This window comes from Citrifermentans bemidjiense Bem (assembly GCF_000020725.1).
GTDB classification, from domain to species: Bacteria; Desulfobacterota; Desulfuromonadia; order Geobacterales; family Geobacteraceae; genus Geomonas; species Geomonas bemidjiensis.
Genome location: NC_011146.1, coordinates 4,145,718 through 4,159,626, shown reverse-complemented (window position 1 = coordinate 4,159,626; position 13,909 = coordinate 4,145,718). Strand labels below are relative to the sequence as shown.

Annotated in this window: 11 protein-coding genes; all 11 read right to left on the bottom strand. The window is 63.2% G+C overall.

Annotated features, from left to right (window positions below; translation table 11 throughout):
- Nucleotides 1-144: 144 nt before the first annotated feature.
- The 11 genes from argB to larB all read right to left on the bottom strand — a co-directional run bounded on the left by argB (nucleotide 145) and on the right by larB (nucleotide 13,769).
- Nucleotides 145-1,023: an acetylglutamate kinase gene (argB, locus tag GBEM_RS18150; protein ID WP_012532064.1), complete on the bottom strand. Its 879-nt coding sequence runs from the start codon at nucleotides 1,021-1,023 to the stop codon at nucleotides 145-147.
- Nucleotides 1,024-1,133: 110 nt separating this feature from the next.
- Entirely contained in the window at nucleotides 1,134-2,273 is a 1,140-nt protein-coding gene (locus GBEM_RS18145; RefSeq protein WP_012532063.1) for an ATP-binding response regulator, read from the bottom strand.
- A gap of 149 nt (nucleotides 2,274-2,422) precedes the next feature.
- Nucleotides 2,423-5,050, bottom strand: coding sequence for an alanine--tRNA ligase (alaS, locus tag GBEM_RS18140; protein WP_012532062.1), 2,628 nt, complete (start codon nucleotides 5,048-5,050; stop codon nucleotides 2,423-2,425).
- Nucleotides 5,051-5,181: 131 nt separating this feature from the next.
- On the bottom strand, nucleotides 5,182-5,652 hold the full coding sequence (locus tag GBEM_RS18135) for a regulatory protein RecX (protein ID WP_012532061.1): 471 nt from the start codon (nucleotides 5,650-5,652) through the stop codon (nucleotides 5,182-5,184).
- The gene (locus GBEM_RS18130) at nucleotides 5,653-6,804 is read right to left on the bottom strand and encodes a type IV pilus twitching motility protein PilT (protein ID WP_012532060.1); all 1,152 of its coding nucleotides are present in this window, start codon (nucleotides 6,802-6,804) and stop codon (nucleotides 5,653-5,655) included.
- Nucleotides 6,805-6,807: 3 nt separating this feature from the next.
- Complete coding sequence (gene recA / locus GBEM_RS18125) at nucleotides 6,808-7,824, bottom strand: recombinase RecA (RefSeq protein WP_012532059.1); 1,017 nt, start codon at nucleotides 7,822-7,824, stop codon at nucleotides 6,808-6,810.
- 313 nt (nucleotides 7,825-8,137) lie between these two features.
- Nucleotides 8,138-10,135 carry a sensor histidine kinase gene (locus GBEM_RS18120; RefSeq protein ID WP_012532058.1) on the bottom strand — a complete coding sequence of 666 codons (1,998 nt, stop codon included), beginning with the start codon at nucleotides 10,133-10,135 and terminating at the stop codon, nucleotides 8,138-8,140.
- A gap of 37 nt (nucleotides 10,136-10,172) precedes the next feature.
- Complete coding sequence (locus GBEM_RS18115; protein ID WP_012532057.1) at nucleotides 10,173-11,417, bottom strand: competence/damage-inducible protein A; 1,245 nt, start codon at nucleotides 11,415-11,417, stop codon at nucleotides 10,173-10,175.
- The gene (locus tag GBEM_RS18110; protein ID WP_012532056.1) at nucleotides 11,414-11,863 is read right to left on the bottom strand and encodes a phosphatidylglycerophosphatase A family protein; all 450 of its coding nucleotides are present in this window, start codon (nucleotides 11,861-11,863) and stop codon (nucleotides 11,414-11,416) included. Before GBEM_RS18110 ends, GBEM_RS18115 begins: the two co-directional genes overlap by 4 nt.
- Nucleotides 11,860-13,017, bottom strand: coding sequence for a nickel pincer cofactor biosynthesis protein LarC (gene larC, locus GBEM_RS18105; protein ID WP_012532055.1), 1,158 nt, complete (start codon nucleotides 13,015-13,017; stop codon nucleotides 11,860-11,862). The genes GBEM_RS18110 and larC overlap by 4 nt, the downstream gene beginning before the upstream one ends.
- Nucleotides 13,014-13,769: a nickel pincer cofactor biosynthesis protein LarB gene (larB, locus tag GBEM_RS18100; RefSeq protein WP_012532054.1), complete on the bottom strand. Its 756-nt coding sequence runs from the start codon at nucleotides 13,767-13,769 to the stop codon at nucleotides 13,014-13,016. Before larB ends, larC begins: the two co-directional genes overlap by 4 nt.
- Between the last annotated feature and the right edge of the window lie 140 nt (nucleotides 13,770-13,909).

The window sequence follows — 13,909 nt, the reverse complement described above, 5'->3', positions numbered from 1 at the left end:
CATCCCAAAACTGTTCGAGGTTCGATGTTCAACGTTCGAGGGGGGCGTGGGCTAGTTGTCCTTCTCACTGTGACGGCGCCGTACGGTGAGGCTTCTACTGGCTCGAATTTTGTCGAACATTGAACGTTGAACGGCAGTTGGCAGTTAAGCCTGTATTTCCGTCCCGATCCCGACGTTGGTGAAGATCTCCAGCAGGATCGCGTGCTCGATCCGGCCGTCCACGATGTGGGCCTTCTTGACCCCGGCGGCAAGCGCGTCGGTGCAGCAGGTGACCTTGGGGATCATCCCGCCGGTGACGGTGCCGTTGTCGATGAGGGCGGGGACATCGGCGAGCGGGATGCTGGAGAGGAGTTCCCCCTCCTTGCTCTTCACTCCCGAGACGTCGGTCAAAAGGATCAGTTTTTCGGCGTTAAGGGCGGCCGCGACCTTGCCGGCCACGACGTCGGCGTTGATGTTGTAGCTCTCCCCGGCTCGACCTACTCCTACCGGCGCTATGACCGGTATGAAGCCCCCCTTTTCCAATGCCTGTAATATGGCGGGGTTCACCTCGACTACGTCGCCGACGAAACCGATGTCGACCGTCTCGGTGCTGCCGTCTTCGCTCTTTACTTCCTGCAGCAGCTTCTCGCAGATCAAGAGGTCGCCGTCTTTGCCGGAGAGTCCGGCCGCGCGGCCGCCGTTCTGGTTGATGTATCCCACCACCTCGCGGTTGACCTGCCCGGTCAGGACCATCTCCACGACGCCCATCGTCTCTTTATCGGTGACGCGCATCCCCTTCACGAACTCTGACACTATGCCGTAGCGCTTCAGTGTCTCGTTTATCTGCGGACCGCCGCCGTGTACTACCACGGTATTGATGCCAATGTATTTGAGCAGGATGACGTCGAGTGCGAAAGACTTCCTGAGCTTCTCATCAGCCATCGCGTGGCCGCCGTACTTGATGACGATAGTCTTGCCGGAAAAACGTCTGATATAAGGGAGCGCCTCCATGAGTGTGCTCGCCTTTTCTATGAGTTGCTGCATTGGCGCCTCTTTCATAGTTTATGGCCGTTTTGAAAGACGTTAATATAGCAGATAGAGGGAAATAATCAACTTCAAAGAGGGTTTGACTGAAAGGCCGATGCTACGATCTATCAGGGGCTTTGACTGGTAGTGTGGGGGATGCTGATGAGGACGCGGGTGCCGACATTCAGCTCGCTTTCGATGCTGATGCTGCCGCCGTGCATCCTGATGAACAGGCGGGCGTAGAAAAGGCCGAGGCCGAAGCCGCGGACCTGCCCGGTCCGATCGGCGTCCACCTGGTAGAACTTCTCGAAGATCTTGGGCAACTGCTCCTTGGGTATGCCGATGCCGTTGTCTTCCACCGAGATCTGGCAACTGCCGGCGCGGTTTCTCATGGTGACGCAGACAAGTCCGGTATCCTTGGAGAACTTTATGGCGTTGTCGATCACCTGCTGCAGCGCGAAGGCGATCTTCTCGCGGTCGAGCCTCAGCTCGGGTACCTCTTCCAGGTCGCTCTGCGGGGCGACCCCTGGTTTCGTCAGCCACTCCTTCGAGTCACTGATGAGCGAGGGGATGAGATCCTTCAGGTCGCACGGCTCCAAGTGCAGATCGCTGTTGCCGTTCATGAACGAGGAAAAGGCGAGGAGTTCGCTCACCAGGTTGCCCAGGTAGCACGCCTCGTCGTACACGAGGCCAATGTGCTCTCTGGCCCCTTCGTCGCGCGTGTCTATCACGCCGGAGGCGAGGTTTTGCAGGAAGAGCGAGATGGAGGTGATGGGGGTGCGGAACTTGTGCGAGATCATGGAGAGAAAGAGCGTCTTGAAGCTGTCGACGCTCTTCAGGTTCGCGATCTCTTCCTTGAGGGCCTTTTTCACCAGCGCCTTGTCGACCGCGCTCTTTAGCTGCAGCAGGTTGAGCGGCTTGGTGATGAAGTCGTCCGCATCCGCCTTGAGCGCCTTCAGGATCAGTTCCTTGTCGGCGAAGCCGGTCATGATGATGACCACCACGGTCGGCTCCCGCTCCTTCAGGTTTTTCAGGAGCTCAAGCCCGTCCATTTCCGGCATCATCACGTCGGTGAGGATGACGTCGACCCCCCCCTTGTGGAAGATCTCCAGCGCCTCTGCCCCGTCCCCCGCCTCGATGACGTCGTAGTCGTGCAGCACCCGTTTGCAGAGGTCGCGGATCACCGCCTCGTCGTCGACGATAAGCACGGTTTTCTTCTCGATCTCCAACTGGAGGGACTGGTTCGGGTTTGGGGTCAGTTGCAGCATCGGCATGTCCCGGGATGATCTTGTTTTTGTAACTGGCGGTCGCCTGCGTTTGCTTTGGTCGAAAGGGCCGCAGCGCTTCCCCCTCCCTAACCCTCCCCCTCCAGGGGAGGGGACTGGTTAAGAGGGGGGAGGTCAGGAGGGGGGAGTTTTTACCCCACTATCTGGTACACCGCCTCTAGCGCCTCGGCCAGGTGTTCCGGCTTGGAGCCTCCCGCCTGCGCCAGCTCGGGCTTTCCTCCGCCGTTGCCCCCGACTATCGGGGCGATGGCCTTGATGATGTCCCCCGCCTTCCAGCGCGCCGAGAGATCGGCCGTCACCGCCACCAGGAGGTTCGCCCTCGCGGCGTCGCTGGTCCCAAGGACGATGATGCCGGAGCCGATGCGCTGCTTCAGCGTGTCGGAGAGTTCCCTCAACCCCTTAGCGTCCCCGTCGACCTTTACCGACAGGATCTTGATGCCGTTTTGCTCGCGCACCTGCTGGATCAGGTCTGCGGACTTGGAGGCGTTCAGACGCGCCTGCAGCGTTTCGAGCTCCTTTTGCAGCTCGCGCTGGCCGGCCACCAGTTTCTCGACCTTGTCCAGGACGGTTCCCCCTTCAGCCTTCAGAAGGGTGGCGATGCCGCGCTGCTCGTCTTCCATTCCGTGCACCACCGCCAGCGCGCCGCTGCCGGTCTGCGCCTCGATCCTCCGGACCCCCGCGGCGATCCCCGCCTCGGAGATGATCTTGAAGAAGCCGATCTCGCCGGCGCCGTGGACGTGGGTGCCGCCGCAGAGTTCGCTGGAGACGTCTCCCACCTTGACCACGCGGACCACGTCGCCGTACTTCTCGCCGAAGAGCGCTGTGGCGCCTGCGGCAAGCGCGTCTGCCGCCGGCATCTCGCGGGACTCAACCGTGGAGTTCCCCATGATGTGGCCGTTCACCAGGATCTCGACCCTGCGGATCTCCTCCTGGGTCATCGGGGTGAAGTGGGTGAAGTCGAAGCGGAGCCGGTCCGGGGTCACCAGGGAGCCTGCCTGCTTCACGTGATCGCCCAGCACCTCCCGGAGCGCCGCCTGCAAGAGGTGGGTCGCCGTGTGGTTTCTGGCCGTTGCGGCGCGGTTGGCGACGGTGATCTTCAGGTCTGCCGCTTCGCCGGTCCTGACGGCGCCGGAGACCACGCGGCCGCGGTGCACGATGAGGTCGGTGAAGGGGCGGGTGGAGCCGGTCACTTCGATGTGGCCGGAGCCGGTGGAGATGGTTCCGGTGTCGCCGGCCTGCCCGCCGGACTCGCCGTAGAACGGGGTCGCCGCGGTGACGATCTCGATCTCGTCGCCGGCGCTCGCCTCTTCGACCAGGGTCCCACCCTTGACGATGGCGCTGATGGTGGAGAAGGCGGTCTGCTCGCTGTAGCCCAGGAAGTCGGTGGTGATGCCGGTGCCGTGCAGCTCCTTGTAGATGTCGGCCAGCCCCTGCTCGCCGGACCCCTTCCAGTTCTCCCTCGCTTTGACGCGCTGCTTCTCCATGCAGAGGGCGAAGCCGTCCTCGTCGAGGGTGAATCCTTCGGACTCGACGATGTCGGCGGTCAAGTCGACCGGGAAGCCGAAGGTGTCGTAGAGCTTGAAGATGACCTCGCCGGAGATGACCTTCTCTCCCTTGGCCTTGAGCGCCGCCGTCTCCTCGTTCAAGATGGCGAGGCCGCGGTCGAGGGTCTCGATGAAGCGCTCCTCCTCGGCCAGGATCACCTTCTTTACGTAATGCTCGCGCTCCAGAAGCTCCGGGTAGGCGTCGCCCATCATCATGTTCACCGCGTCGACGATGCGGAAGAGGACCGGCTCGGCGATTCCCAGCATCTTCGCGTGGCGGGCGGCGCGGCGCATGATGCGCCTGAGCACGTAGCCGCGCCCCTCGTTGCTGGGGAGGACGCCGTCGCAGATCAGGAAGGTGACGGCGCGGGCGTGGTCGGCGATGACGCGCATGGAGACGTCATCCTTCTCGTCGTCCCGGTACTTCTTCCCGGAGACCTGCTCGATGTGGCGGATGATCCCCTGCAGGAGGTCCGTGTCGTAGTTGGAGGTGACCCCCTGCATGACGGCCGAGATGCGCTCAAGGCCCATGCCGGTGTCGACGGAAGGTTTCGGGAGCGGGGTCAGGACGCCGTCCTTGCCGCGGTTGAACTGCATGAAGACGTTGTTCCAGATCTCCATGTAGCGGTCGCAATCGCATCCTACCGCGCAGTCGGGGCTGCCGCAGCCGGTTCCCGGGCCGTTGTCCCAGAAGATCTCGGTGCAGGGGCCGCAGGGGCCGGTGTCGCCCATGGACCAGAAGTTGTCCTTCTCGCCGAAGCGGTAGATGCGCTCGCGCGGCACCCCTTCCTGGTTGTGCCAGATGTCGGCCGCTTCGTCGTCGTCGGTGTAGACGGTGACGTAGAGGCGGTCCTTGGAGAGGCCGAGTTCCTTGGTCAGGAATTCCCAGGCAAAGCCGATCGCCTCCTTCTTGAAATAGTCGCCGAAGGAGAAATTCCCCAGCATCTCGAAAAAGGTGTGATGCCTGGCGGTGCGACCCACGTTCTCGAGGTCGTTGTGCTTGCCGCCGGCGCGCACGCATTTCTGGGAGGAGACCGCCCTCAGGTAATCCCTTTTCTCCATGCCGAGGAAGACGTCCTTGAACTGGTTCATGCCGGCGTTGGTGAAGAGGAGGGTAGGGTCGTTGCGTGGGATGAGGTTCGAGCTCTCCACAAGGGCATGCCCTTTTTTCTGAAAGAAGTTGAAGAACTGAGCCCGGATCTCTTTGCCTGTCATAAAAAAACCTCAAAATGGAATTAAATGGTCATCTTCAAATTCCCCGCTCCCTCTGTACAGGGCTTGGGGATTAAATTCGTCCATACTCCCTCTCCCCCTGGGAGAGGGTTGGGGTGAGGGTGGTTTGGCGGTTACTCGTCGCAGCAGCCGTGCCCGTCAAGCTTCTTGAAAATCGCCGAGAGGGAAAATCCCTTCCGCTGCAGGTAGCCGATCACCTTGCGCTTTTCCTTGTCCGTCGCGGTCGTTGGGTCGAAGGAGGCGTAACGGCGCTCCATCACCTGGGCCAGCAGATCGGACTCGCCGTACTCCTGTGCCAGCTCGCTGAGCACCTCGTCGACGATGGCTGCGGCGACGCCGCGACGGGCGAGCTCCATCTTCAGCCGCACCCCGTACCCCTTGCCGTTTCTAAGCTGCGAGGCGGCGAAGGCACGGGCGAAGCGGAGGTCGTCGAGGTAACCAAGTTCCTTCAGCCGGACGACGCTCGCCTCGACCTCTTCCTCCTGGTAACCCTTCCTTTCCAGTTTCCTGCGCAGTTCCGCCTCGGCGTGGTCGCGCAGGGCCAGCACCCTCAGGCAGCAGTCGAAGGCGCTTCCCCGCTGCACCTAGTACTTCTCGATATTCATCTCGCCGCCGTCTGCGGAGGGCTCTTCGCTGGTGAACTCGTCCCAGCTGGAGTCGGAGGTGGAAGAGATGCCGGAGACCTTGAGGGCGAAGTCGTCGGGGTTGCTCGACTGCCTCATGGCTTCCTCGTAGCTGATCAGGTTCTTGGTCATAAGCTGCATGAGCGACTGGTCGAAGGTCTGCATGCCGTAGGTCGTGAACCCCTGGGCGATCGCCTCGGGAATCTGCTTGGTCTTCTCCTTGTCGTCGATGCAATCCCTGATGCGCGCAGTGCCGATCAGGACCTCGACCGCCGGGACGCGACCCTTGCCGTCGGCGCGCGGCACGAGCCTTTGGGAGATGACCCCTTTCAGTATCCCCGACAGCTGCATCCTCACCTGCCTCTGGTGGTAAGGGGGGAAGACGGAGATGACCCTGTTGACGGTTTCGGCGGCGTCCAGGGTATGCAGGGTGGAGAGGACCAGGTGGCCGGTCTCGGCGGCGGTGAGCGCCGTCTCGATGGTCTCGTAGTCGCGCATCTCGCCCACGAGGATCACGTCCGGGTCCTGGCGTAGCGCCGAAGTGAGCGCCTTGCCGAAGGTCAGGGTGTCGAAGCCGACCTCGCGCTGGCTGATCAGGCTCTTCTTGTCCTTGTGCAGGTACTCGACCGGATCCTCGATGGTGATGATGTTGCAGGTCCGGTGCTCGTTGATGTAGTCGATGATGGAGGCAAGCGTGGTGGACTTGCCGCTCCCCGTGGTGCCGGTGACGAGGATCAGGCCGCGCTGCTCCAGGGCCAGCTTTTTCAGCACCGGCGGCAGGTTCAGCGTTTCGAGCGTCGGGATGGCGATCGGGATGGCGCGCAGAACCAGGGCGACCGTGCCGCGCTGGGCGAAGACGTTGACGCGGAAGCGCCCGAGACCCGGGACACCGTAGGACAGGTCGACCTCGTAGTTTTCCTCGAAGATCCGTTTCTGGCGTTCGTTCATGATGTTGAACGCCATTGTCCTGACTGCGTCCGTCGAGAGCCGGTCGGCGTTGGGGATGGCGCGCAAGGCGCCGTCGATCCTGACGATGGGGGGAAGCCCCGCCTTCAGGTGGATGTCGGACCCCTTCGCCTTCATGGCTATGCCGAGGATCTCGTTAAGTTCCATGGTTTAGGCTGCGCCGGGAGTTGCGGCGTCTTGTTGGGGGTTGACCAGCTTTTCCCTGATTTCGGCGGTGATCTCCGGGTGCTCCTTCAGGAACAGGCGGGAGTTTTCGCGCCCCTGCCCGATGCGCTCCTTGCCGTAGGAGAACCAGGCGCCGCTTTTCTCAACCACGTTGCGCTCCACGGCGAGGTCCAGGATGTCCCCTTCCTTGGAGATCCCTTCGCCGTAGAGGATGTCGAACTCGACTTCCTTGAAGGGGGGGGCGACCTTGTTCTTCACTACCTTGACGCGGGTGCGGGAGCCGATCATGTCGTTGCCCTGCTTGAGCGCCGCGATCTTCCTGATGTCCATGCGGACCGAGGCGTAGAACTTGAGCGCGTTGCCGCCGGTGGTGGTTTCGGGGTTGCCGAACATGACGCCGATCTTCATCCTGATCTGGTTGATGAAGATGACGCAGCAGTTGCTCTTGGAGATGATGCCGGTCAGCTTCCTGAGCGCCTGGGACATGAGGCGCGCCTGCAGACCCATGTGGGAGTCACCCATGTCCCCCTCGATCTCAGCCTTGGGGACCAGGGCGGCCACGGAGTCTACGACGAGGACGTCGATGGCGCCGCTTCTTACCAGGGTCTCGGCGATTTCCAGCGCCTGCTCGCCGGTATCCGGCTGGGAGACCAGGAGGTCGTCCGTCTTCACGCCGAGCTTTCTGGCGTAGCCGATATCGAGGGCGTGCTCGGCGTCCACGAAGGCGGCGATTCCGCCCAGCTTCTGCGCCTCGGAGATGACGTGCAAGGCCAGGGTGGTCTTGCCGGAGGATTCCGGTCCGAAGATCTCGATCACGCGGCCGCGCGGCACCCCTCCCACGCCGAGCGCGATGTCGAGCGAGAGCGACCCGGTCGGGATGGAGGCGATGTCGGGAAGCGCCTCTTCATTGCCGAGCCTCATGATGGCCCCTTTGCCGAACTGCTTTTCAATCTGGCTCATCGCCAGGTCCAGGGCCTTTTCCGCTTTATCCTTGTCGAGCATCGTCTATATCTCCTGTAGCCTGCACAAAAGCAGGTCGTTGTCCGGTAAAAAATCCCATCACCAATAGCACAACCCGGAGCGGGTTTTCAACGAGTAAAAACCGTTCAAGGTTCAACGTTCAAGGTTCGAGGCGCCTTTCCGCCAGATCGTCCACCTCGCTACGGCCCCTTCTCCATATCGGATTCAACGTCCAAACGTTGAACCGTTTCTTGCTGTTCATGCCTGTTCGCCTTCACTTAATCTCAATCTCAATCTCAATCTCAATCTCGATCTTAAACGTCGAACGTTGAACGTTGAACGGCCTTTCGGCCGTTCAGAACAGCGCCGGCTGGATCGCTTCCTGCTCCAGGGGAAGGACCAGGAAGAAGGAGCTTCCTCCCGCACTCTCCACCCACACCATCCCGCCGTGGGCCTCCACCATCCCCTTCACCATGGCGAGACCTAACCCCGCCCCTCTTCCCTGCTCGCGGCTCATGCCGCTGGAGTGGTGCCTTATCTCGCCGACCTCGTAGAAGATCCCGAAGATCCCCTGCTGCTCCTCGGGGGGGATGCCGATGCCGTTGTCCCGCACCTCCACTTCCAGATAGCAGCGTTCGCCGCAGCGCCTGAGGAACTCGGGGTTGAAGCGCTCCAGGGTTTCCCTGCGCTCCAGGAGGGCAGGGCGGTCCACCACCCGCCCGGTCACCAGGATCTCCCCTTTGTGTGGGCTGAACCTGATGGCGTTTTGCAAAAGCTCGCCGAAGACGCGCTCCAGGTAGTTGCGGTCCGCATCGAAGAACGGGAGCTCTTCCAACCCCGCCAGGGTGACGCGCTGACCCCGCTCTTCCAGCTGCGGCTGCAACTGCGCCGCGAGTTCGTCCAGGAAATGCCGCAGGTGCACCGCCGAGGTCTCCAGCGCACCACGCCTGGCCTCCACCTTGATCAGCTTCAAAAGGTCGGCGACCAGCCCCTTCAGCCTGAGCCCGCCGTCCCGCACCAGTTCCAGCACGGAGCGCGCCTCCTGCTCGCTGTGCCAGCCGTTTTGCAGCAGATGCTCGACGCCGGAGATGATGCTGGTGAGCGGGGTGTTGAACTCGTGGGAGACCATCCCCAGGAATTGGTTCTTCATCCGGTCCAGCCGGTTCTGCTCCAGGCTAGCCTGCTCCACCAAGGCCAGATTCTGCTTGAGCCGGATCTCGGAAACGGAGAGGTTGTGGCTGCTCTTCTCCAAAAGGCGGTGCGAGCGGAGCAGTTCGCCGCTTTTCCAGTTCAGCTCGGCGAAGAGCCTCCCTTTCTCGATGATGTTACCCATCTGCTTGCCGACGCTTTCCAGGAAGCGGATTTCTTCGGCGCTGTAGCGGCAGGGGTCGCGATGCATGAGGTGCATTACGCCGACCAGGTGCTCCTGCGCGCTGATGGGGACCGAGGTGAGGCATTGCCATCCCTCCGCGGCGGCGCCCAACTCCTTCATCTGCGGCGCCTTCAGCCTTTTCACCTTCAGGAAGCGCTCCGGGTCTTGGGCGAGGCTTTGGGAGAGGCGCTGCTCCAATTCGGCAGAGACGTGGCAACTGGCGCAAAGCCTGGCGCTTCCCTGGTCGCCGCGGTACAGGTGCATGGTGCCCCCCCCTGCGTCGAAGAGCTCCATGATCTCCCACAGGGTTCTTTGCTGCTCCTGTTCCAGGTCGGCGGAATGGTTCATGCCGGTGAGTATGTCGTTGAGGATGGAAAGCTCGCGGTTTCTTTGCCAGATCTCTTTTTCGGTGCGCCTTTTCTTGGTGATGTCGCGCATGAGGCAGTGCGCCACCTGCTCGTCCCCCAAGTCGATGAGCCGGGCATTGATCTCGGCCAGGAAGAAGGTGCCGTTTTTCTTCCTGATCCGGACCGAGTCCAGTTCTCCGCGCCCGTTGCGCTTCACCTGGTAGAGGAAGCAGCGGAACCGCTCATGCTCGTCGGGATGCAACAGGTCGCGCGCCTGGATGGAGTCGAGCTCCTCCTTGCTGAAACCCAAAAGCTCCCGTCCCACGCGGTTTTCTTCCTCCAAAAGACCGGTGTCGGCGCTGAAGATGAAGATGGCGTTGCCCGCCCCCTCCAGGAGGCTCTTGTAGCGGCGGGCGCTTTTCACCGCTTCCAGCCGCATCTCCTCCAACTCGCGCTTCAGCCCTTCCTGTACGCGGAGCTGCCGCTTCCAGGCCCGGGCGGCGACAAAGAGGAGCACGGCGGTAACCGTGACCAAGACGCCAAGGTGCAGCCACCCCGGCAGCGGGGTGCGCCTCCCGATGAAGAGCAATATCAGCTCGCAAACGGCTATGAGCAGGAACGGTGCGAAGTGCAAGAACGTGTCCTCTGTACCGGCAACTTGTTGTGACCGGTCAACCCCGGCCTGGTGTCGTCTTCCGTGTGAGGAGGTAGCGGCGCAGCCAATCGAGCGCGGTGAAGCAGGTGATGGAACGGACGCGGTCGCGGTCGCCCTGGAAGTTGAAGCGCTCGACCCGGCAAGAGCCTTGGTCGACAAGGGCCAGGTAGACGGTGCCGACCGGCTTTTCGGGGGTCCCCCCGTCCGGGCCGGCGATGCCGGTCACCGACAACGCCAGGTCGCTTCCCGCCGCCTCCCTCGCCCCGACCGCCATGGCGCGGGCGACCTCGGCGCTGACCGCGCCGTGCTCCGCTATCAGGGGGGCGGGGACCTGCAGCATCCTGGTCTTCGCCTCGTTGCTGTAGGTGACGTTTCCTTCCAGGAAATAGGCGGAGCTTCCCGCGACGGCGGTGATGCGGGCGGCGATCATGCCGCCGGTGCAGGATTCGGCCAGCGCCAGGGTGAGACCGCTTTCCCGCAGCAAAAGCGCCAGCCGGTCGTCCATCTCCTCCCGGTCCTCGGCAAAGAGATAGGCGGAAAGGCGCTGCCGCAGCTCGCCGGCCGCCTGCTGCAAGAAGGGCGCGTCGCTGGCCGTGGCCCGCAGGATCAGGTGGATCTCCGGGAACTTCACGCAGTAGGCAAGCTGCACCGGGGACCCTTCGGGAATCGCCCCCTCCAGAAGTTCCGCGATGGCAGCCTCGGCGATGCCGAAAAGCTTCAGCGTCACCCGCTGCCAGCCGGCTTCGAACCTGCCGGTAAGCTCCGGGAGCACCGTCTCTTCCAGCATCCGCTCCATCTCGTAGGGGACGCCGGGCATGAAGAAGCAGTCGGCCTGACCTATGCGGACCACGAAGCCCAAGGCGGTTCCCAAAGGGTTGGGGATCAGCCTGCACCCTTTGGGGAGAAGCGCCTGCCTGCGGTTGGCCGGGTGCAGCTCTCCGGTGATCCTCTGGGCGAAGCGCTCCAGGTGGTCAAGCGCTTCAGATGAGAGCTCCAGTTCCGTTCCGGCTGCCCGCGCCGCGGCCTCGGCGGTCAAGTCGTCCGGGGTGGGGCCCAAGCCCCCGGTGACTATAACCGCGTCGCTGCGCGCGCCGAGCTCCGTGAGGGCGGAGGCGATCGCCTCCGCGTCGTCGGGGACGGTCAGGTGCCGCTCTACCCGCCCCCCCGCCTGGAAGAGCCGGTCGGCGATGTGGCTTGCGTTGGTGTCCACCACCTCGCCGGAGAGAAGCTCGTCCCCTATGGAAAGAACCGCCACCCTCATAGGAACCTCAGGGCCAGGTGCGTCGTCGCGCAGGCGTAGAGCCCCGCCATGACGTCGTCGAGCACCACCCCGTAGCCGTTTTTGAGCGACCGGTCGAACCAGCGCGCCGGCTGCGGCTTCAGGATGTCGAAGAAGCGGAAGGCCAGGAACCCGATCAGCACCCCCTGCCAGGTGGGGGGGACGGCGATCATGGTGACGAGATACCCGGCCACCTCGTCGATCACTATCTTGCCGGAGTCGTGCTCGCCCCAGAGTTCCTCGCCGAAGCCGGCGCTCCAGCAGGCGAAGAGGGTGAAGGCGACCAAGGTCAACAGGTAGAGCGCAAGCGGCATACGCGACAGGAGGAGGAAAAACGGTATCGCCCCGAGGGTACCCACGGTCCCCGAGGCGAACGGGGAAAAGCCGGTGCCGAACCAGGTTGCCGAAATGATGACGAAGCGTTTCATGCCTGACCGCACTCCCTTTCCACGGTGCGGTACACCTCGATGAGCGGGATTCCCTTCTCCAGCGCGATTCTGCGGCAGGAGTCGTACTCCGGCGTCACGCGCCCGGTTTCCAGCACCTTCACCGCGACCTCGCCCAGGGTGGTTTCCCGGGTTTCTAAGCTACGCGCGGCGGTGACGCGGCGGGCCGGGTAGTAGCGCAGGCCGATGGCGGTCGATTCCGAGAGAACGATGGCCGAGAGCTTTTCCAGGTCGGCGGGGTCCGCGATCACGGTGAGGCAGGTGGCGGGGCGGTTCTTCTTCATCTGCAGGGGGGAAAAGGCGACGTCGAGCGCCCCCGCCTCCAGGAGCCTCTCCATGAGAAAGCCGAAGATCTCCGGGTTCATGTCGTCGATGTGGGTCTCGATGACCAGGACCTCCTGGTGACCCTTTGCCTCCGTGCTTTCGCCCAGAAGCACCCGGAGCAGGTTGGGGAGTTCGGGAAAGTCCTTCTCGCCCGCGCCGTAGCCGGTTCCAAGCGGCGTCATTGGCGGCGGGGGGCCGAAGCCATCGGCCAGCGCCGCGATTATGGCTGCACCGGTCGGGGTGACCCGCTCCCCCTCGCCGATGTCGGCGGTAAGGGGAATACCCTCCATCAGCTCCGCGGTTGCCGGCGCCGGGACCGGGAGCCTGCCGTGCGCCGTCTGCACGAACCCCCTGCCGTAGGGAAGCCCGGAGGCATAGAGCGCTTCCACCCCCAGGTAATCGAGCCCTATGGCGGTCCCCACGATGTCGACGATGGAGTCGACCGCGCCCACCTCGTGGAAATGCACCCGCTCCAGGGGGACGCCGTGCACGGCTGCCTCCGCCTCGGCGAGCCTTCTGAAGATCCGCTGCGCGAGCTCCTTCACCCGGGGCTTCAGGCCGGACGCCTCGATCATCTTCGCGATGCCGCTGTAGTGCCGGTGCGGCTGGTCCGCCTCGGTGAGGGTCACCTTGAAGGAGGTCCCGGCTACGCCGTGTCGCTCCACCTTGCGGCTTTCCAGCGTGTAGCCGGAAAAAGGAAGCCCCGCCAGTTCCTGCCGCAGGACCTCCAGCGGGAGACCCAGTTCGATCAGCGCAGCGACGGTCATGTCGCCGGCGATTCCCGCAAAACAGTCGAAGTACGCCACTTTCATCGATGCACCCTATTCATCAGGCTCGCGGCGTACGCCGCTCCGAAGCCGTTGTCTATGTTCACCACGGTGACCCCCGCGGCGCAGGAGTTGAGCATCCCCAATAGCGCCGCCACGCCGCCGAAGGAGGCGCCGTAGCCTATGGAGGTGGGGACCGCTATCACCGGCTTGTCCACCAGCCCCCCGACCACCGAGGGGAGCGCCCCTTCCATGCCGGCGACCACGATGATCACCGATGCCTCGGCGAGAGCGCTGCGCCGCGCGAGCAACCGATGCAGCCCCGCCACCCCCACGTCGTAGATATGCTCCACCTCGTTCCCCATCAGGCGCGCCGTGAGGAGCGCCTCCGCCGCCACCGGGATATCCGAGGTGCCGGCGCAGACCACCAGGATCTTCCCCTTGCCGCGCAGCTCGACCGGGTGCTGCTCGATGGTCAGCGCCCGCGCGTCGGGGTGGTAGACCGCCTGCGGGAAGGTCTCCTTGAGCTTCGCCCCTTTGGCGGCGCTGACGCGGGTGGCGAGCACGTTCCCCCCTTTGGCGAGGAGGGCCGCGATGATGGTGCGCATCTGGGCCAAGTTCTTCCCCTGGCCGAAGATGACTTCCGGAAACCCCTGGCGCAGCGAGCGGTGGTGGTCCACCGTCGCGCACCCTACGTCCTCGAACGGGAGGTGTTTTAGTCTTTCCAGTGCAGTCTGAACGTCGAGCGACCCTGCGCCGACTTCTTGCAGTATGTTTTCGATCACCTTGCTCTGCATGAATCGGATCTTGCCTCCGTACATTGAAAAAAACAAAGGCTAGCACAAATAATGCGTTTCGCTGCAAGAAAAATGCGTTCTGTCTAAAGTTTATGTCACCGGAAGGGGCCTCTGACAACTGGATGCCGATCAGGCGGCAG

Coding starts and splice junctions, on each gene's coding strand:
- GBEM_RS18115 (WP_012532057.1), bottom strand. CDS start 11,417: ATGAGGGTGGCGGTTCTTTCCATAGGGGACGAGCTTCTCTCCGGCGAG.
- larB (WP_012532054.1), bottom strand. CDS start 13,769: ATGCAGAGCAAGGTGATCGAAAACATACTGCAAGAAGTCGGCGCAGGG.
- GBEM_RS18145 (WP_012532063.1), bottom strand. CDS start 2,273: ATGCTGCAACTGACCCCAAACCCGAACCAGTCCCTCCAGTTGGAGATC.
- GBEM_RS18110 (WP_012532056.1), bottom strand. CDS start 11,863: ATGAAACGCTTCGTCATCATTTCGGCAACCTGGTTCGGCACCGGCTTT.
- argB (WP_012532064.1), bottom strand. CDS start 1,023: ATGCAGCAACTCATAGAAAAGGCGAGCACACTCATGGAGGCGCTCCCT.
- recA (WP_012532059.1), bottom strand. CDS start 7,824: ATGCTCGACAAGGATAAAGCGGAAAAGGCCCTGGACCTGGCGATGAGC.
- alaS (WP_012532062.1), bottom strand. CDS start 5,050: ATGACAGGCAAAGAGATCCGGGCTCAGTTCTTCAACTTCTTTCAGAAA.
- larC (WP_012532055.1), bottom strand. CDS start 13,017: ATGAAAGTGGCGTACTTCGACTGTTTTGCGGGAATCGCCGGCGACATG.
- GBEM_RS18130 (WP_012532060.1), bottom strand. CDS start 6,804: ATGGAACTTAACGAGATCCTCGGCATAGCCATGAAGGCGAAGGGGTCC.